18 protein-coding genes are annotated in these 18,959 nt (G+C 60.4%); 15 read left to right on the top strand and 3 right to left on the bottom strand.

Annotation, left to right across the window (positions count from 1 at the left end):
* Position 1: 1 nt before the first annotated feature.
* From JYJ39_RS07720 to JYJ39_RS07700, 5 genes are all read left to right on the top strand, one after another.
* Positions 2 to 754 (top strand): cell division protein FtsQ/DivIB, encoded by a 753-nt coding sequence (locus tag JYJ39_RS07720; RefSeq protein ID WP_205203387.1) that lies wholly within the window; start codon positions 2 to 4, stop codon positions 752 to 754.
* Positions 755 to 758: 4 nt separating this feature from the next.
* A complete protein-coding gene (ftsA, locus tag JYJ39_RS07715) occupies positions 759 to 1,988 on the top strand; it encodes a cell division protein FtsA (RefSeq protein ID WP_205203386.1) in 1,230 nt (409 codons plus the stop codon).
* Between the two features lie 31 nt (positions 1,989 to 2,019).
* Positions 2,020 to 3,201: a cell division protein FtsZ gene (gene ftsZ / locus JYJ39_RS07710; RefSeq protein ID WP_205203385.1), complete on the top strand. Its 1,182-nt coding sequence runs from the start codon at positions 2,020 to 2,022 to the stop codon at positions 3,199 to 3,201.
* A 97-nt stretch (positions 3,202 to 3,298) separates the two neighbouring features.
* The gene (lpxC, locus tag JYJ39_RS07705; protein ID WP_205203384.1) at positions 3,299 to 4,213 is read left to right on the top strand and encodes a UDP-3-O-acyl-N-acetylglucosamine deacetylase; all 915 of its coding nucleotides are present in this window, start codon (positions 3,299 to 3,301) and stop codon (positions 4,211 to 4,213) included.
* Between the two features lie 17 nt (positions 4,214 to 4,230).
* On the top strand, positions 4,231 to 4,419 hold the full coding sequence (locus JYJ39_RS07700; protein ID WP_205203382.1) for a hypothetical protein: 189 nt from the start codon (positions 4,231 to 4,233) through the stop codon (positions 4,417 to 4,419).
* On the opposite strand, the gene JYJ39_RS07695 is transcribed toward JYJ39_RS07700, so the two are convergent.
* Entirely contained in the window at positions 4,406 to 4,840 is a 435-nt protein-coding gene (locus JYJ39_RS07695) for a DciA family protein (RefSeq protein WP_205203381.1), read from the bottom strand. The two genes, JYJ39_RS07700 and JYJ39_RS07695, sit on opposite strands and share 14 nt — an antisense overlap.
* Before the next feature lie 66 nt (positions 4,841 to 4,906).
* Between JYJ39_RS07695 and JYJ39_RS07690 the strand changes: the two genes are divergently transcribed.
* The 9 genes from JYJ39_RS07690 (at position 4,907) to trpC (ending at position 16,121) form a co-directional block, all read left to right on the top strand.
* A complete protein-coding gene (locus JYJ39_RS07690; RefSeq protein WP_205203379.1) occupies positions 4,907 to 5,776 on the top strand; it encodes a M23 family metallopeptidase in 870 nt (289 codons plus the stop codon).
* Between the two features lie 97 nt (positions 5,777 to 5,873).
* Positions 5,874 to 8,594: a preprotein translocase subunit SecA gene (gene secA / locus JYJ39_RS07685; protein WP_205203377.1), complete on the top strand. Its 2,721-nt coding sequence runs from the start codon at positions 5,874 to 5,876 to the stop codon at positions 8,592 to 8,594.
* 94 nt (positions 8,595 to 8,688) lie between these two features.
* Positions 8,689 to 9,927 (top strand): bifunctional glutamate N-acetyltransferase/amino-acid acetyltransferase ArgJ, encoded by a 1,239-nt coding sequence (argJ, locus tag JYJ39_RS07680; protein ID WP_205203374.1) that lies wholly within the window; start codon positions 8,689 to 8,691, stop codon positions 9,925 to 9,927.
* A 6-nt stretch (positions 9,928 to 9,933) separates the two neighbouring features.
* Positions 9,934 to 11,151 (top strand): AI-2E family transporter YdiK, encoded by a 1,218-nt coding sequence (ydiK, locus tag JYJ39_RS07675; protein ID WP_205203372.1) that lies wholly within the window; start codon positions 9,934 to 9,936, stop codon positions 11,149 to 11,151.
* 74 nt (positions 11,152 to 11,225) lie between these two features.
* The gene (gene rpe, locus JYJ39_RS07670; RefSeq protein ID WP_205203370.1) at positions 11,226 to 11,927 is read left to right on the top strand and encodes a ribulose-phosphate 3-epimerase; all 702 of its coding nucleotides are present in this window, start codon (positions 11,226 to 11,228) and stop codon (positions 11,925 to 11,927) included.
* A gap of 307 nt (positions 11,928 to 12,234) precedes the next feature.
* Positions 12,235 to 13,719: an anthranilate synthase component I gene (trpE, locus tag JYJ39_RS07665; protein ID WP_205203367.1), complete on the top strand. Its 1,485-nt coding sequence runs from the start codon at positions 12,235 to 12,237 to the stop codon at positions 13,717 to 13,719.
* Positions 13,720 to 13,729: 10 nt separating this feature from the next.
* Positions 13,730 to 14,302 (top strand): aminodeoxychorismate/anthranilate synthase component II, encoded by a 573-nt coding sequence (locus JYJ39_RS07660; RefSeq protein ID WP_205203364.1) that lies wholly within the window; start codon positions 13,730 to 13,732, stop codon positions 14,300 to 14,302.
* Positions 14,299 to 15,336, top strand: a complete 1,038-nt coding sequence (gene trpD, locus JYJ39_RS07655) for an anthranilate phosphoribosyltransferase (RefSeq protein ID WP_205203362.1) — start codon at positions 14,299 to 14,301, stop codon at positions 15,334 to 15,336. The genes JYJ39_RS07660 and trpD overlap by 4 nt, the downstream gene beginning before the upstream one ends.
* Positions 15,333 to 16,121 carry an indole-3-glycerol phosphate synthase TrpC gene (trpC, locus tag JYJ39_RS07650; protein ID WP_205203360.1) on the top strand — a complete coding sequence of 263 codons (789 nt, stop codon included), beginning with the start codon at positions 15,333 to 15,335 and terminating at the stop codon, positions 16,119 to 16,121. The genes trpD and trpC overlap by 4 nt, the downstream gene beginning before the upstream one ends.
* Positions 16,122 to 16,251: 130 nt before the next feature.
* Here the strand turns inward: trpC and hemB are convergent, their stop codons facing one another.
* Both hemB and yihA read right to left on the bottom strand, forming a co-directional pair.
* Complete coding sequence (gene hemB / locus JYJ39_RS07645) at positions 16,252 to 17,250, bottom strand: porphobilinogen synthase (RefSeq protein WP_205203358.1); 999 nt, start codon at positions 17,248 to 17,250, stop codon at positions 16,252 to 16,254.
* Between the two features lie 123 nt (positions 17,251 to 17,373).
* The gene (yihA, locus tag JYJ39_RS07640; protein ID WP_205203356.1) at positions 17,374 to 18,051 is read right to left on the bottom strand and encodes a ribosome biogenesis GTP-binding protein YihA/YsxC; all 678 of its coding nucleotides are present in this window, start codon (positions 18,049 to 18,051) and stop codon (positions 17,374 to 17,376) included.
* 108 nt (positions 18,052 to 18,159) lie between these two features.
* Between yihA and JYJ39_RS07635 the strand changes: the two genes are divergently transcribed.
* Positions 18,160 to 18,795 carry a c-type cytochrome gene (locus JYJ39_RS07635; protein WP_205203354.1) on the top strand — a complete coding sequence of 212 codons (636 nt, stop codon included), beginning with the start codon at positions 18,160 to 18,162 and terminating at the stop codon, positions 18,793 to 18,795.
* Positions 18,796 to 18,959 lie beyond the last annotated feature (164 nt).

Genomic DNA, 18,959 nt, shown 5'->3' with positions numbered 1-18,959 from the left:
AATGTGGCACAAACCGCAACTCCTCAACGCCCTGGCCGATCTGCTCTTTCTGGTCGGTGCTGCAGCGCTGCTGGCTGCAGCTGCGGTGTGGCTGGTGCGGGTGCCGGCGATGCCGGTGCAGCAAGTCGTGTTCGAAACGCCGCTGCAGCACACCCGCCGCGGCGAAATCGAGCAGCTGCTGCCAGGCAGTTTGCGCGGCAACTTCTTCACCCTGGACGTGAGCAGCGTACGGCAGGCGCTGCTGCAGTTGCCCTGGGTGCGTGCGGTGCAGGTGCGGCGGGTATGGCCGGCGGGGCTGGCGATACAAGTCGAGGAGCACCAGCCGCTGGCCCGCTGGGGCGAGGGCTACGCCGAAATGATCAATGGGCATGGCGAGGTATTTGCTGCCTTGCTGGCGGAGGACGAAATGCGCCGTCTGCCCTTGCTGCAAGGACCGCAGGGTACGGCACGGCAGGTGATGGAGCGCTTCGTGGCGTTTCGCGAGCTGTTTGCCACGGTCGGCGAGCGGCCCGTGCAGCTGAGCTTGTCGTCACGACTGGCCTGGCGGCTGACGCTGGACAACGGCATGCGCATAGAGATTGGGCGGGAGCATCCGAAGTGGCCGCTGGAAGAGCGGTTGCAGCGGTTTGTCGAGGTTTACGCGAAGGAAATGGCAGCGCTGGAAAACCGGCCGGCAGTGGTCGATCTGCGCTATCCAAACGGATTTGCAATCAAGGTGGCGGCGGTGGATGCCGCCAAGCTGAAGGGAAAGTAAGCACATGAGCAGGGACAACAAGGACCTGGTGGTTGGCCTGGATATCGGCACTTCGCGCATCATCGCGCTGGTGGCTGATCTCGATCAGGAAGGGCGGCTGAACGTCATCGGCGTTGGCTCGCAGGAGTCGCGTGGCCTGAAAAAAGGCGCGGTGGTGAATATCGAGGAAGCGGTGCATACCATCAGCCGAGTCATACAGGAGGTCGAGCTGATGGCGGACTGCAAAGTCAGCCATGTGTATACCGGTATTGCCGGCAGTCACATCAAGAGCTTCAACTCCAACGGCATGGTGGCGATCAAGGACAAGGAAGTGACGCAAGCCGATGTCGAGCGCGTGATTGAAACGGCGCGCGCCATGCCGATTCCGGCGGATCAGGAAATCCTGCACATTCTCACCCAGGAATTCGTCATCGACGGCCAGGACAGCATCCGCGAGCCGATCGGCATGAGCGGCATGCGCCTGGAGGTGAAAACACACATCGTCACCGGTGCCGTGTCGGCGGCGCAGAACATCGTCAAATGCGTGCGTCGGTGCGGACTGGAAGCCAACGATCTGGTGCTGCAGCCGCTGGCGTCGAGCTATGCCGTGCTGTCGGAAGATGAAAAGGATCTCGGGGTCTGCCTGATCGATATTGGCGGCGGCACGACCGACATCGCCGTGTGGACCCAGGGGGCGATCCGCCATACCTCGGTCATTCCGATTGCCGGCGATCAGGTGACCAACGACATTGCCATGGCGCTGCGCACCCCGACGCGGGAAGCGGAAGACATCAAGATCCGCTTCGGTTGCGCCCTGACACATATGGCCGATGCCTCGGAAAGCATTGATGTTGCCGGCGTGGACGATCGTCCCAGCCGCAAACTGAGCCGCCGGGCCTTGGCCGATGTCATTCAGCCGCGTGTCGAGGAGTTGTTCGAACTGATCCAGCACGAACTGCGCCGGGCGGGATTCGAGGATGTGCTGTCGTCCGGCATCGTGCTCACCGGCGGCGCCAGCGCCATGCCGGGGATGGTCGAACTGGGTGAGGAAATCTTTCACATGCCGGTCCGCCTGGGCAGTCCGAAATACACCGGCAGTCTGGCCGATGTGGTGCAGAGCCCGCGCTTTTCGACCGCCTACGGCTTGCTGCTGGAAGCGCAGACGCAGCGCCGGCGGGGGCAGAAGATTCAGGAAAAACGTGGCGTCAGCGACGTGTTTTCCAGCATGAAACAGTGGTTTTCCAAGAATTTTTGATTGTTAACGGTTTTTTTCGGAGGAGGTCCTTATGTTTGAAATCATCGACAAAGACGAGTCGCAGGGCACCATCATCAAGGTGTTCGGCGTAGGTGGTGCCGGTGGCAATGCCATCGAGCACATGATCCGCGAAGGCGTGAGCGGCGTTGAGTTCATCGCTGCCAACACCGACGCCCAGGCGCTGGCACGCAATGCAGCAGCCTCCAAGTTGTCGCTGGGCAAGAGCGGCCTCGGTGCCGGCGCCAAGCCGGAAGCCGGCAAGGCGGCTGCGGAAGCGCACCGTGAAGAGATTCGTGCGCAACTCGAAGGTGCGCACATGGCCTTCATTACCGCCGGCATGGGTGGTGGCACCGGTACCGGCGCGGCGCCTGTGGTGGCCGAAGTGGCCCGTGAAATGGGTGTATTGACCGTGGGTGTGGTGACCAAGCCGTTCAGCTTCGAAGGCGGTCGCCGCATGAAATCGGCGGAAGCCGGTATCGCCGAGTTCGCCAAGCACGTCGATTCGCTGATCGTCATCCTCAACGACAAGCTGATGGAAGTGATGGGCGATGATGCCGATGTCGACGACTGTTTCCGTGCAGCTGACGACGTGCTTAAAAATGCGGTGGGTGGAATTGCTGAAATCATCACCTATCCCGGTCTGATCAACGTCGACTTTGAGGACGTGCGTACTGTCATGGGCGAAATGGGTCGCGCCATGATGGGTTCGGCGGCGGCCTCCGGTGTCGACCGTGCCCGTATCGCTGCTGAGCAGGCGGTGGCTTCGCCGTTGCTCGAAGGCATCAACCTTTCCGGCGCCCGCGGTGTGCTGGTTAATATCACCGCTGCCAAGGGCAACCTCAAGATGAAGGAAGTGAATGAGGTGATGAACACGGTGAAGGCGTTTACTGCGGAAGATGCGCATGTGATCTTCGGCGCGGTGTACGACGAACTGATGGGTGATGCGCTGCGGGTGACCGTGGTGGCCACCGGCCTGGGCCAGACGGCAGCCAAGCGGCAAAGCTTTGAAGTCATCAACACGCCGATCATCGAAGCTGTCGCCACCGGCACGCATGACATGGTCGCTTATGGCAATGGCGCGGCGGTGGACTTCAACCAGATGGCGGATGTGCCGGCGGTGGTCCGCAAGCGCAACGTGACGGTCGAGGCGCTCGCCAACAGCGGCGTCGATCGCTACGATATTCCGGCTTTCCTGCGCAAACAGGCGGATTGACGCAAAAAACGTTGTACCTCTGAAAAAAGGTGGCGGTGCACTGTGATAAAGTGCACCGCCTTCCCTGTTTATTCAACAAGTTAATCGATATTTCTCCATGCTCAAACAGCGCACCCTGAAAACCGTGATCCACGCCTCTGGCGTTGGGCTGCATGGTGGCGTCAAGGTCAATCTGACGCTGCGCCCGGCTGCTCCGGATACCGGTATCGTGTTTCGGCGGGTGGACTTGCCTGAGCCGGTGGATATTCCCGCGCAGGCGATGCTGATCGGCGACACGCGCATGTGCTCCTGTCTGGAGAAAGACGGCGTCAAGGTCGGGACGATCGAGCACCTGATGTCGGCGCTGTGTGGTCTCGGCATCGATAATGCCTGGATCGATCTGGATGCACCGGAAGTGCCCATCCTCGACGGATCGGCGGCGCCTTTCGCCTTTCTCATCCAGTCAGCGGGCATCGAAGAACAGAACGCCGCCAAGAAATTCATTCGCGTCACCCGGCCGATTGAGGTCCGCGACGGTGACAAGTGGGCGCGCTTCAGTCCGTATGAGGGCTATCGCCTGAGTTTTTCCATTGATTTCAAGCATCCTGCGATCGACAAGTCGGCGCAGGAAGCGACCATCGATTTTGCCGAACAGTCCTATGTGCGTGAAGTTTCCCGCGCCCGGACCTTCGGCTTCATGCAGGAAGTCGAATACCTGCGCGAACACGGGCTGGCACTGGGTGGTGGCCTGGAGAATGCCATTGTTCTGGACGAGTATCGCGTGCTCAACCTCGACGGCCTGCGTTACAGCGACGAGTTCGTCAAACACAAGATTCTCGACGCGGTGGGTGATCTCTACCTGCTCGGCCATCCGCTGCTGGCGGATTACGCGTCGTACAAGGGCGGGCACGCGCTCAATAACCAGCTCGCCCGCGCCCTGCTGGCAACCCGGGAGTCCTGGGAGCTGGTCAGTTTCGATGCGGCGGATCAAGCGCCGCAGGGCGTGACCCGCTGGCTGGCGCAAGCCGCCTGAGACGCCCGGCAAGCCCGATGTGGTTCCTTCGTCTTCTGGCTGTCGTCCTGCTGATCGCGCTGGGCAGTGGCTTTCTACTCTACGTTTTCACGGGAAAACGTGCCTACCTCGCCTTCAGTGGCCGTCTGCTGCGCTATGGTCTGGTCTTCGCACTCGCGGTTTTTGCGCTGATGTTTCTCGAGCGCCTGGCGATCATTCCTCTTTAGCACAACGGCGTAACAATGTCTCCAGGGCGCGGCGCAAATCGCCCTCGGGTAGGCCCTTGGCGGCTGTTTTGAGGTTGTCAACGCTGCGCCGTGAAATGGGTTTTATGGTGGAACCCATTGATCGAAAAGGTGTTTGTCGGGGTTGTACTTTGATTTCTATCTCGCTACACTCGGCCCCTTCAAAAGATAATTTGCTGCAAAGCCGTTGTCCCAGCTGCCGTAGCTTCACCGCGACCGCACCATTTTCAGCGAGGATGACGACTTTTCCCGAACGGAAGTTGGCGACGCGCGCCGAACTGGCGAGTGGGCCGGGTGCTGCAGCTGCGAAGCGGCGCGAAAGTTCGGCAAGCAGGCGGGCGTGGCGTAACAGCCGGCTGGCTGCGGCATCGGTGCTCAGGAAGTGTTCGGGCGCTTGATACATGGAGGAGATTTTGTGCAGGTCATTATTGTTTCACGCCACCTGAAAGCGGCGCGCACGCTTCACATTATGCCCCGCCACATTGCATTGGGTGCGTTTGCCTTCTGCGGACTGGTCTTTCTCTGTTCTGTCGCATTTTCAGCATTGTCCCTGCACCTGCGCCTGCCGATAGTGGAAGATGTACTGCTGTCGGTGCAGCAGAAAGAATTGCGCAAGACGCGCGACTTCATTACCAATAATCTGAACTTGATGGCGACCCGGCTGGGTGAATTGCAGGGGCGCTTGTTGCAGCTGGATAGCCTGGGGGATCGGGTGTCGCATCTGTCCGGAGTCAAGCGGCCGCAGTCAGCGCAGGATGAGACAGTCCCCGGCCAAGGGGGACCGTTCCTGCCCGAACCGCTGTCGGCCAGTGAATTGCAGCAGGAAATTGAGCGTCTGGCCGAGCAGATCGAACACCGTTCAGAAGAGCTGGCCCTGCTCGAGATAGCCTTGCTGGAACAGCGAGTGGAAAATCGTCTGGTGCCAAGTACCTTGCCCGTCAAAAATGCCCGTCTGGGCTCTGGTTTTGGCCATCGCAGCGACCCGTTCCTGGGAGTGCGCTCGCGTCACGACGGGCTGGATTTTGCCGCGCCGACGGGTACCCCGGTGGTTGCGGCAGCAGATGGCGTGGTGTTGACGGCGTCTTACCATCCTGAGTTTGGCAACATGATCGACGTCGATCATGGCGATGGTTTGACGTCTCGCTATGCGCACCTCGAGCGCATGGATGTTGTCAATTCACAGATCGTTCGCCGTGGCGAAAAAATAGGCGCAGTCGGTAGCACGGGGCGTTCGACCGGGCCACACCTGCATTTCGAGGTGCGTATGTTCAACGTGCCGCAAAATCCCCTGACCCTTCTCAAACGCGGTGATGACGCCGCGCAGCTGGCCAAGCGCTGAAGCGTAAAGGCATGCGCTAGGCGCATCTCGAGGCCTTCACAGGGCGTGCTAGAATCACCGCTTTCCTGCAACGTCCTTGCGACATTGAGCGTCCTCGATGATATCCGGTCTTCTCAAGAAAGTTTTCGGCAGCCGTAATGAGCGGCTAATCAAGCAATATTCCCAGGCAGTCAAGCAGATCAACGCCTTGGAACCACAGATGCAGGCGCTTGACGACGCCGCGCTGCGTGCCAAGACGGATGAGTTCCGCAGCCGACATGCGGCGGGCGAGAGTCTCGATGCGTTGCTGCCGGAAGCGTTTGCCGTCGTGCGTGAGGCGAGTCAGCGGGCGCTCGGGATGCGCCATTTCGATGTGCAGCTGATCGGCGGCATGGTCCTGCACTACGGCAAAATCGCCGAAATGCGCACCGGTGAGGGCAAGACGCTGGTCGCCACCCTGCCGGCCTACCTCAATGCGATTTCCGGTCAGGGCGTGCATGTCATCACGGTGAACGATTATCTTGCCAGTCGTGATGCTGAATGGATGGGGCGTCTGCACCGTTTTCTCGGCCTTTCGGTCGGGGTGAATCTGTCGCAGATGGATCACGAGGCGAAGCAGGCCGCCTATGCCGCCGATATCACCTATGGCACGAACAACGAATTCGGTTTTGATTACCTGCGTGACAACATGGTGTACGGCAAGGAGCAGCGCGTACAGCGCCGCCTCAACTACGCCATCGTGGATGAGGTGGACTCCATCCTCATCGACGAAGCGCGTACGCCGCTGATCATCTCCGGTCAGGCTGACGATCACACCGATCTCTACATGCGGATGAAGAAAGTGGTGCCGCAACTCAGTCGCGCCATGGAAGAAAAGGGCGAGGGTGATTACTGGGTGGACGAAAAAGGTCACCAGGTACACCTCTCCGAAAGCGGTTACGAGCGCGCCGAGCAGCTGCTGGCGGAAGCCGGGATGCTGGTCGAAGGGAGCAGCCTGTACGACGCCGCCAACATCACCCTGATGCACCACCTGAATGCGGCCCTGCGCGCCTTCACCCTGTTCCACAAGGATCAGCACTATGTGGTGCAGAACGGTGAAATCATCATTGTCGATGAATTCACCGGGCGTCTGATGAGCGGCCGGCGCTGGTCGGATGGTTTGCACCAGGCGGTGGAAGCGAAGGAAGGGGTGGCGATCCAGTCGGAAAACCAGACGCTGGCCTCGATCACCTTCCAGAACTACTTCCGCATGTACGGCAAATTGTCGGGCATGACCGGCACAGCCGATACCGAAGCCTATGAGTTCCAGCAGATTTATGGGCTGGAAACGGTGGTGATTCCGACCAACCGCCCGATGGCGCGCAAGGACATGAACGACCTCGTCTATAAGACGGCGGACGAGAAGCATGCGGCGATCATTGCGGATATCAAGGATTGTGCGCAGCGCGGACAACCCGTGCTGGTGGGGACCACCTCGATCGAAAACTCCGAATTGCTGTCTGCCCTGCTCGACAAGGAAAAGTTGCCGCACCAGGTGCTCAATGCCAAACAGCACGCCCGTGAAGCCGAGATCGTGGCACAGGCCGGGCGCCCGGGCATGATTACCATTGCCACCAACATGGCGGGCCGGGGTACGGACATCGTGCTGGGGGGCAATATCCAGAAGGATATCGATGCGGTGCTGGCCGACGATTCTCTGGGTGCCGAGGCCAAAGCTGCGAAAGTGGCTGAAATGAAGAATGAATGGCAGCGGGTGCATGAGCAGGTGCTGGCTGCGGGGGGGCTGCACATCATCGGCTCCGAGCGCCATGAGTCGCGCCGCATCGACAACCAGTTGCGCGGTCGTGCCGGGCGTCAGGGCGATGCCGGTTCCTCGCGCTTCTACCTCTCGCTTGACGACCAGCTGCTGCGCATCTTTGCCGGTGAGCGCCTGCGCGCCATCATGGACAAGCTGAAGATGCCGGAAGGCGAGGCGATCGAGCATCCGCTCGTCACGCGTTCGCTGGAGTCGGCGCAGCGTAAAGTTGAAGCGCGCAACTTCGATATCCGCAAGCAGCTGCTGGAATATGATGATGTGGCCAACGACCAGCGCAAGGTGATCTACCAGCAGCGCAATGAATTGCTGGAAACCGAAGACATCGCGGAAACCATTCAGGCCATGCGGCAGAGTGTCATCGCCGACATTTTCCGTCAGCACGTGCCGGCCGAGTCGGTGGAAGAGCAGTGGGATCTGGACGGATTGCAGCGCGCTCTGGCCGCCGAATTGCTGATCAGCCCGCCGGTGGCGGAATGGTTCAAGGCAGAGCCAACCCTGAGTGACGAGGAGATGCTGGCGCGCATCAACGAAGGCGCGGAACAGGTGTACCAGGCCAAGGTGGACATGGTCGGTCCAGTCACCTTCCGCCAGTTTGAACGCAACGTCATGCTGCAGAGCCTGGATTCGCACTGGCGCGAGCATCTCGCGGCGCTTGACCACCTGCGCCAGGGGATTCACTTGCGCGGCTACGCGCAGAAGAATCCGAAGCAGGAATACAAGCGTGAAGCTTTCGAGCTGTTCGAAACACTGCTCGACCAGATCCGCAGCGAAGTGACGCGCATCGTCTTCACTGTGCAGATCCGCTCGCCGGAAGATGTTGAAGAAACCGCGCCGCATGCAGAAGTCAGCAACGTCAAATATCAGCACGCTGATTACGAGGACGCGCTGGGTGAAGCGGGCGAGGCATCAGGCGACAGTGCGCCTCGCCAGCCAGCACAGGCGGGGCCGAAAGTCGGCCGTAACGAAGCCTGTCCCTGCGGTTCCGGCAAGAAGTACAAGCATTGCTGTGGTCAGCTGTCCTGAGAGGTCAGTCTGACGTGAGACCCGAAAAACCGTGCTGTGCATGACTGACAGCGCGGTTTTTCTACCTTTTCCATCCCTTTTTTTCTGCCTAAACATGCCTGTCAACTACGCTACGCCCGCTGCCCATCACCTTCTGCCGGTCGCCGGCATTCGCCTCGGTGTTGCCGAGGCCGGTATTCGCAAGAAAGACCGGCGCGATCTGTGCCTGTTCGTGCTCGATCCCGGCTGCACGGTTGCCGGTGTGTTCACCCAGAACCGTTTCTGTGCAGCACCGGTGCAGCTGTGCCAGCAGCGACTGGCCGCTGGCAATGAAATCCGCGCGCTCGTGATCAATACCGGTAATGCCAATGCCGGTACCGGCGAGCCGGGACGTCGACTGGCCGCAGCGACCTGCGTGGCGGTGGCTGACCTGCTCGGCGTGGCACCGGCGTCGGTGCTGCCATTTTCTACCGGCGTCATCCTGGAACCCTTGCCGGTGGAGCGCCTCATCGCCGGTTTGCCGGCGGCGCAGGCGGATCTCAAGCTCGACAACTGGCATGCTGCCGCGCACGCCATCATGACGACTGATACGGTGGCCAAGGCGGCTTCACGGCAGGTGACGGTACAGGGCAAGGTGATCACGATTTCGGGGATTTCCAAGGGCGCCGGGATGATCAAGCCGAACATGGCGACCATGCTCGGCTTTCTGGCGACCGATGCCGGCATTGCCCGCCCGCTGCTGGAGAAACTGGTCAAGGAAACAGCTGACGAGTCCTTCAACTGCATTACGGTCGATGGCGATATGTCCACCAACGACTCTTTCGTGATGCTGGCTTCCGGGCAGTCCGGCGCGCACTTCGCGAGCGAAGCCGATGCCGGCTGGGCCGAAGTGAAAGCCGCCATCATGGCCGTCGCCGTCGAACTGGCGCAAGCCATCGTGCGTGACGGTGAGGGGGCAACCAAGTTCATCAGCGTGGTGGTCGAGGGAGGAAAAGACGTTGCCGAATGTCGTTTGGTGGGCTATGCCATCGGGCATTCGCCGCTGGTCAAGACGGCCTTCTTTGCATCCGATCCTAACCTTGGCCGTATCCTCGCCGCCGTCGGCTATGCCGGCATTGCCGATCTCGCTGTGGATGGGGTGCGTGTCTGGCTGGAAAGCGAGGGCGAGAGCGTCCTGGTTGCCGAGCAAGGGGGGCGTGCCGTGGCCTATCAGGAGGCAGATGGTGCGCGCATCATGCAGTCGCCCGAAATTACCGTGCGCGTTGATCTTGGGCGTGGTACGGCAGGTGCCCGGGTGTATACCTGCGATTTCTCCTACGATTACGTCAAGATCAACGCTGATTACCGTTCGTGACCCGAAATGCACGACATTCGCCGTGATCTGACCCGCAATGTCCTGGCCGTGAGCTGTGTGGCCGGGTTGGTCGCCCTGTCCGTGTGGGTGTTGCGGCCGTTCCTCGCAGCCGGGGTCTGGGCGGCGATGATCGTGGTGGCGACCTGGCCGCCTTTCCTCGCGCTGGAGCAGCGCTTGGGTGGCCGGCGCTCGCTGGCGATCGCGGCAATGTGCGTCGGCATGCTGCTGTTTCTGGTGCTGCCGCTCTGGCTGACGATTGACACCCTGGTGACGCATAGCCATGACATCGCGGCATTGGGGCAGCGCCTGCTCGACAACGGTTTGCCGCCCCCACCCGGTTGGCTGGTCAGCATACCGGTGCTGGGAAAGACGCTGAGTGGCTGGTGGCAACAGGCGGCGAGCAGTGGTGCGCCGCAGTTGGTGGCGCAGATCACGCCCTATGCCAGCGGTGCCGGCAAGTGGGCATTGAGTCAGGTGGGCAGCCTGGGCGGCCTGCTCATACAGTTTGTCCTGATCATCACCCTGGCGGCGATTCTTTACGCGACGGGAGAAGATGCGGCCCGCCTGATGCGGCGCTTTGGCCGTCGTTTGGCCGGGGTGCGGGGGGAGAATGCGGTGCAGCTGGCGAGTGGCGCTATCCGCGGGGTGGCGCTGGGCGTTGGCGTGACGGCCATGGTGCAGGCGGCGCTCGGCGGCATGGGTCTGGCGGTGGCCGGCGTGCCGCTGGCGGCCTTGTTGACGGCGCTGATGCTGATGTTGTGCATCGCGCAGGCAGGCCCCCTGATCGTGTTGCTGCCGGCGACAGCATGGCTGTTCTGGCAGGGCGACACCGGTTGGGCTGTTTTTCTCGCTGTGTGGAGTCTGATTGTCGGCACGCTGGACAATTTCCTGCGTCCCATCCTCATCCGCCGTGGAGCCAACCTCCCGCTGCTGCTCATTTTTGCCGGCGTCATCGGCGGCCTGCTGGGTTTTGGCCTAGTCGGCATCTTCATTGGCCCGGTCGTGCTGGCGGTGACTTGGACCTTGCTGCAAGCCTGGATTGCCGATGCGCTTGGGGCGGACGAAGAAGAGGGAGTGAGTGCTGCAGATCCGCCAGCTCAACCGCTCGGCGACACGACTGCTGTGCGCCCGGCGGAGCTGTTGACCGCTGGGGCGGCCGAGACGGCAGAAGAGATTTCTTCGGTTGCCGCAGAGCCGGGGCCGGTGGTGGTGGAGAAGGACTGAGGGCAGCAGCAATCGCCTGTGCCGGCCCGGGCTGGCGCGCCACATGGGATAATCCGCCCACTTTGGAGGAAAACATGTCTACGACGGACTACATCATTGCGCCGAGCATTCTTTCGGCTGATTTTGCCAGACTGGGCGAAGAGGTCGCCAACGTGATCGCGGCGGGGGCTGACTGGATTCACTTTGATGTGATGGACAATCACTATGTCCCCAACCTCACGATCGGTCCCATGGTTTGCGCGGCGATCCGTCCGCACACCGACGCGCCGATCGACGTGCATCTGATGGTGAAACCGGTGGACCGGATCATTCCCGATTTTGCCAAGGCCGGTGCCAATATCATCACCTTTCACCCGGAAGCTTCGGAACATATTGACCGCAGCTTGTCGCTGATCCGTGATGCCGGTTGTCAGGCCGGTTTGGTCTTCAATCCGGCAACGCCGCTTGATTACCTTGATTACGTCATGGACAAGATCGATGTCATCCTGTTGATGAGCGTGAACCCGGGGTTCGGTGGGCAGAAATTCATTCCGGCCACGCTGAACAAGGCCCGGGCAGCACGGGCGAGGATCGATGCCTATCAGCAGGCCAGCGGTCGGCGCATTCGTCTGGAAATTGACGGCGGTGTCAATACAGCCAACATTGCGGAAATTGCCCGGGCAGGTGTGGATGCTTTCGTTGCCGGCTCTGCGGTCTATGGCGCGGGCAAGGATAGCGATCCGCACCGTTACGACTCCATCATCAGCGTTCTGCGTGCTGAGTTGGCAGGAGTTTGAGTGCAGGTGCCGAGAGCAGGGTAAAGTGAGCGTGCGGCCCGCCCTGCCCGGAGCCTGCAAAAACGTGTGGACAGCGCAAAAGTCTATCGGCTAGACTGTGCCGCACGCCGTCTGCATCGCTCTCAGATGCGTTACGGCTCGAATCGAGCATAAATCGACTACTTCAAGACTGATGATGATTTCCCGCAACTGGCAACTTGACTCGCGTTGGCGCCCCTGGCGTCCGTAACCTCTTGCCCCTTGGCGCGGCTTTTGCCGCGCACCCGTTGCAGCGTATTCCCATCATTGTCTTACCTGAGAGCTTCCCATGACTGAAATTGAATTTGAGGCGCTTGCCGCCCAAGGCTACAACCGCATTCCGGTTTCGCTCGAAACTTTTGCCGATCTCGATACGCCCCTGTCGATCTATCTGAAACTGGCAGGCGAACCTTTTTCCTATCTGCTGGAATCGGTGCAAGGGGGGGAGCGTTTTGGTCGCTACTCCATCATTGGCCTTGCCGCGACGACCCGCATTGTGGTACGTGCCGACGAAGTGCTGGTGCTGACCGGCAATCGCATTGCCGAGCGCGATCAGGGCGGGAATCCGCTGTCTTTCATCGAGCACTACATGGCACGCTTCAAGGCGCCGGAGGCCAAGGGGCTGCCGCGCTTTCTCGGAGGGCTGGTCGGCTGCTTCGGTTACGACACCATTCGCTACATCGAACGGCGCTTGCAGGACACGATCCGCAACAGACCTCTCGCCGACACGATCAATACTCCGGATATTCATCTTCTGCTGTCGGAAGAAATTGCCGTGGTCGACAATCTGTCCGGCAAGCTCACGCTCATCGTCTATGCCGAGCCCGGGTTTCCCGGGGCCTACCAGAAGGCACAGGCACGGCTGCGGGAACTGCTGGGCAAGCTGCGCCAGCCCGCCCGGATCCCCGCCGAGCAGCCCGCTGCTTCGGCACCTGCCGAATCGTCCTTTGGCGAAGCGGAGTTCAAGGCTGCGGTCCGTCAGGCCAAGGACTACATCGCCAGCGGCGACATCATGCAGGTGGTGCTGTCGCAGCGCATGAGCAAACCGTTTCATGCCAGCCCGCTGGCGCTGTACCGGACGCTGCGCAGTCTGAATCCGTCGCCCTACATGTTCTATTTCGATTTCGAGGATTACCAGGTCGTTGGTGCTTCGCCCGAGATTCTGGTGCGTCTGGAGGGGGAGCGCATTACGGTGCGCCCTATCGCCGGAACGCGCAAACGTGGTGCGACGCCGGAAGAAGATGCCGCGCTGGCGAGCGATCTGCTGGCCGACCAGAAAGAACTGGCCGAGCACACGCAGTTGCTCGATCTGGGGCGCAATGATTGTGGTCGGGTCGCCAGGATCGGCAGCGTCAAGCTGACAGAACGCATGACCATCGAACGTTATTCGCATGTGATGCACATCGTCTCCAATGTCGAAGGTCGCCTCGCGGACGGCTTGGCCGCGATGGATGTGCTGCGCGCCACCTTCCCGGCGGGGACAGTCTCCGGTGCGCCCAAGGTGCGGGCGATGGAAATCATTGATGAACTGGAACCCGTCAAGCGCGGTGTCTATGCCGGGTCGGTGGGTTATCTGGGCTTTAACGGCGACATGGATCTGGCGATCGCCATCCGTACGGCGGTGGTCAAGGATGGGCAGCTACACGTGCAGGCGGGGGCGGGCATCGTGGCGGATTCTGACCCCGATGCGGAATGGCAGGAAACCCAGAACAAGGCACGGGCGGTGTTGCGCGCCGCTGAACTGGCCGAAGCCGGCCTCGATACGAAGCTGTGAGGAGAACACCATGTTGCTGATGATCGATAACTACGACAGCTTCACCTACAACCTGGTGCAGTATTTCGGTGAGTTGGGCCAGGATGTGCGGGTGTTTCGCAATGACGAGATTGGCTTGCCGGAAATCGCAGCGCTGGCGCCGGACTATCTGGTGATTTCCCCGGGGCCGTGCGCACCAGCGCAGGCGGGTATTTCCCTGGCCGCGATCCGCGAATTTGCCGGAAAAATTCCCGTGCTCGGCGTTTGCCTGGGCCATCAGGCGATTGGCGAGGCGTTTGGTGGGCGGATCGTGCGGGCGCAGCAACTCATGCACGGGAAAGTGTCGCCGGTCGAGCACAAAAATGTGGGGGTGTTCCGCAATTTGCCCAATCCGCTGACCTGCACCCGTTACCACTCGCTGGCCATCAAGCGCAGCAGTTTGCCGGAATGCCTGGACATTACGGCGTGGACGGCCGATGGCGAGATCATGGGCGTGCGCCACAAAACTCTCGCGGTCGAAGGTATGCAGTTCCATCCCGAGTCGATTCTGACCGAGTGCGGTCATGAGCTATTGAATAATTTTCTTGAGGAGCACCGCGCATGACCCCGCAAGACGCACTGCAGCGTGTGATTGAGCACCGCGAAATCTTCCACGACGAAATGGTGTCACTGATGCGCCAGATCATGCGCGGCGATGTCTCGCCCGTGATGACGGCCGCGATCATTGCCGGTTTGCGCGTGAAGAAGGAAACCATTGGCGAGATCGCGGCAGCGGCTAGCGTCATGCGCGAACTGGCGACCCCGGTCAAGGTCCCCTATGACCGTAAATTTGTCGATATCGTTGGTACGGGCGGCGACGCGGCGAATAGCTTCAATATTTCCACAGCCTCGATTTTTGTTGCTGCAGCGGCCGGCGCCAAGGTGGCCAAGCACGGCGGTCGCAGTGTGTCATCAAGCTCGGGAAGCGCCGATGTGCTGGAAGCCCTCGGTGCCAACATCAATCTCGGGCCGGAGCAGGTGGCCGCCTGTATCGAAGAATGCGGCATCGGTTTCATGTTTGCCCCCAACCACCACAGTGCCATGAAGCACGTTGCGCCGGTACGTCGCGAAATGGGGGTGCGCACGATTTTCAATATTCTGGGACCGCTGACCAATCCTGCGGGGGCACCCAACACCCTGATGGGGGTGTTCCACCCTGACCTCGTCGGTATTCAGGTCCGCGTGATGCAGCGCTTGGGCGCACAGCGTGTGCTGGTGGTGCATGGCAAGGATAGTCTGGATGAAATTTCCCTCGGCGCAGCCACCCTGGTGGGTGAGTTGAAGGACGGTGAAGTGCGCGAATACGAAATTCACCCGGAAGATTTTGGCCTGCAGATGCTGTCGTTACGCAATCTGCGTGTGGGCAGCGCAGCAGAGTCACGCGCCATGCTGCTGGGCGCACTTGATAACCAGCCCGGCGCGGCGCGAGAGATTGTCTGCCTGAATGCCGGGGCGGCACTGTATGTGGCCAATGTGGCGGACAGCATTGCTGACGGCATCGAGCGGGCGCGTGAGGCAATTGCGAGCGGTGCAGCACGGCAGAAACTGGAAAGCTTCGTCCGGACGACGCAACGTCTGGGGGCGGAGGGAAAAGCGTGAGTGACATTCTGAACAAGATCATCGCCACCAAACACGAAGAAGTGGCAGCGGCCCGCGGTGTGAAAAGCATGGCGCAGCTGGAAGCGGAGATTGCCCAGCAAGGTGCGCCGCGTGATTTCGTCGCGGCGATTCGCCAGAAGATAGAGAACGGGCAAAGCGCGGTGATTGCAGAAATCAAGCGCGCCAGCCCCTCAAAAGGTGTGATCCGCGCTGATTTCCGTCCGGCAGATATCGCGCGCAGCTACGCCGAACATGGTGCGGCCTGTCTTTCGGTTCTGACCGATCGCCAGTACTTTCAAGGTGCGCCGGAATACCTGCAGGCGGCGCGCGCGGCCTGTACGTTGCCGGTGTTGCGCAAGGATTTCCTGATCGATGCCTATCAGGTGGCTGAAGCCAGGGCGATGGGGGCTGATGCGATTCTGCTGATCGCCGCCGCGCTGGATTTGCCGCAGATGCAGGCCCTGGAGCGGCAGGCGATGGATTACGGCATGGCGGTGCTGGTCGAAGTGCATGACGGTCTTGAGCTGGAAGCGGCGCTGCAATTGCAAACGCCGCTGCTGGGAATCAATAACCGCAACCTGCGTACATTTGAGGTCAGTCTGGAAACCACGCTGGGGCTGCTGCCGCGGATTCCGGCAGAGCGTATCGTAGTGACCGAAAGCGGTATTCTCAGTCGCGGTGACGTCATCCGCATGCGTGAAAACGATGTGCACGCTTTCCTTGTCGGCGAAGCCTTCATGCGGGCGCCGGAGCCGGGTGAGGCCCTGGCGGCCCTGTTCAACTGACTGAAAGTCGGCTTGTCAGGGGAAAGTCGTCGGGCAAGCTGTTGCGGGTGGTGAAAAACAAAAGAGCGAGCCCGGAACAATCCGGGCTCGCTCTTTTGCGGTTGAGCGACGGGGCTCGGTCGAACGGTTTTTAGCCCAGTTGCTTCAGGTAGCGTGCCGCGTCAAGGGCGAAATAGGTCAGGATGCCGTCAGCACCGGCGCGTTTGAAGGCAAGCAGGCTTTCCATCACCACGGCTTCTTCGTTCAGCCAGCCATTTTGCGCGGCAGCTTTGAGCATGGCGTATTCACCGCTGACCTGGTAGGCGAAGGTGGGAACGCCGAACTCGTCCTTTACCCGGCGCACGATGTCGAGGTAAGGCATGCCCGGTTTGACCATGACCATGTCGGCGCCTTCTGCAATGTCTTGCGCGACTTCGCGTAGCGCTTCATCACTGTTGGCCGGGTCCATCTGGTAGGTGTACTTATTGCCCTTGCCGAGATTGCCTGCTGTACCCAGTGCGTCACGGAACGGGCCGTAGAAGGCGGAGGCATATTTTGCGGAATAAGCCATGATGCGCGTGTTGATATGACCGGCTGTTTCGAGGGCCTGGCGGATGGCGCCAATGCGTCCATCCATCATGTCCGAGGGGGAGACGATGTCGACGCCTGCCTCGGCGTGCGATACCGCCTGACGTACCAAGGCTTCGGTCGTGATGTCGTTTTCGACATAACCGCTGTCGTCGATGATGCCGTCTTGTCCGTGCGTGGTGAAGGGGTCGAGTGCCACATCTGTCATGACGCCGAGTTCCGGGAAGCGTGCCTTGAGCGCGCGCACGGCACGTTGTGCGAGGCCGTCCGAGTCCCAGGCGGCACGCGCATCCAGACTTTTGGCGTCGGGATGGACGACGGGAAAGATGTCCAGCAGCGGTATGCCGAGCTCCAGCATCTGTTCGCCCACCTTCAGCAATTCATCGATCGACAGACGTTCGACGCCAGGCATGGAGGGGATGGCTGCGCGGCCGGGAAGTTCGTGTACAAAAACAGGGTAGATCAGGTCATCAGCCGTCAGGCGGGATTCACGCATCAGGCGGCGGGAAAAATCATTACGCCGCATGCGGCGCAGGCGGGTGGCGGGAAAGCGATCGAGCATGGCAGTCTTCCTTGCAGAAAAATGATCGGTGATGAAACTTACGCTGATGAGGCTGGTCAGAGCGGTACGATGATTAGCGTCATCGCCCGCTTCACCTCCCTGAGCGGGTGCCTTGGTTAATGATCAAGGCTGTTTCGCCCCCGGACTCCCCTGGTCCGGGGGCATTTTCTTGCCTGTGTCAGCGGCTTTTGCTTTGGTCGTCAGCGGGATATCCAGCCAGCGCGCCAACACGGATTCGGCTTCCTCGACCCCCGTTTTTTTCAGGCTGGAAAACAGCTGCACGCTGTATTGGCCTTCGCCCCAGCCGGCGATCTCGCTTTCGACACCGCGCAAAACCTTGGTCTGCTCCTGGCGCGACAATTTGTCGGCTTTCGAGAGCAGGATGTGGATGGGGCGACCGCTCGGCCGGAACCAGGCAATCAGGTTGCGGTCGAGATCCGTAAACGGGCGGCGGCAATCCATGATGACCACCAGCCCTGCCAGCGGTGAGTGTTTGCTCAAGTAGGGGCCAATCAAGCCTTCCCACTGACGGCGGATGTCTTCCGGCGCCTTGGCAAACCCGTAGCCCGGCAAGTCCACGAAATATTTTCCTGGCGCCAGCGTGAAGTAATTGAGGTGTTGTGTGCGGCCGGGGGTTTTGCTGACATAGGCCAGGCGTACGCGACCTGCGAGCGTGTTGATTGCAGAGGACTTGCCGGCATTGGAGCGCCCGGCGAAGGCAACTTCGTACACTGCATCCGCAGGAAGATCCCGCAGATTGGCGACCGTGGTCAGGAAAGACGCGTTCTGGAATAAGGGCATAAAAAACGCGGGGTACCCGCCTTGATAAAGAAAACTTAATATAGAATATCAGGTTTGTTACCTTCCTTCTGGCCAAAGCGCCTCCCTATGCGCACTAGGAGCTCGAAAATGATTCGTACCGCGGCACTGGCAATCCTCTTTGCCACCAGTATCGTTACCCATGCCTCTGAACAGGCTGCAGCCAAGGCTGATCCGGAGAAAGGCAAGTTGATCGCTGAGTCGATCTGTGTGGCCTGCCACGGGGCCGACGGCAATAGCATGGACGCCGCCAACCCGCATCTCGCTGGTCAGGTTGAACAGTACATCTACAAGCAGCTGAGCAATTTCAAGCCTGTGGGTGATAAGCCGGCGCTGCGTGACAACGCAATCATGGCGGGTATGGCTGCTGCTATTGATGATCAGGGTATGCGTGATGTCGCGGCCTGGTATGCAAGCCAGAAATTGAAGCCGGAAGCGGCCAAGAGTGAAGCGAGCATTGAGTTGGGCAAGAAGCTCTGGCGTCAGGGTGATTTCCGCAAGGGCATCCCGGCGTGTGCTGGCTGCCATGGTCCGGCAGGTGCCGGTCTTCCGGCGCAATATCCGCGGCTGGCGGGGCAGTTTGCTGCGTATACTGAAAATCAGCTAAAGAGCTTCCGCGATGAAACCCGTGGTAACGACCCGGAAAAGATGATGCGGGTTATCGCGGCCAAGCTGTCGGATGTTGAAATCAAGGCGGTTGCAGATTACGCGGCAGGTTTGCGTTAAGGTCTAAGTTGCGAGCTGGCTTTAAGTAGGCTGGCTTTAATCAAAAGAAAGGGCAGCCCTGCGGCTGCCCTTTCTTTATATGTAAAACGGGCGCGAGCTCAGCGTACTTAAAAATCTTTCGAAAAGTAGTTGACGGAATTTTTGGAGTCGGTAGAATGCGCGGC

Source organism: Azonexus hydrophilus, assembly GCF_905120355.1.
Lineage (GTDB): Bacteria > Pseudomonadota > Gammaproteobacteria > Burkholderiales > Rhodocyclaceae > Azonexus.
This window is presented reverse-complemented; position numbering and strand designations above follow the sequence as displayed.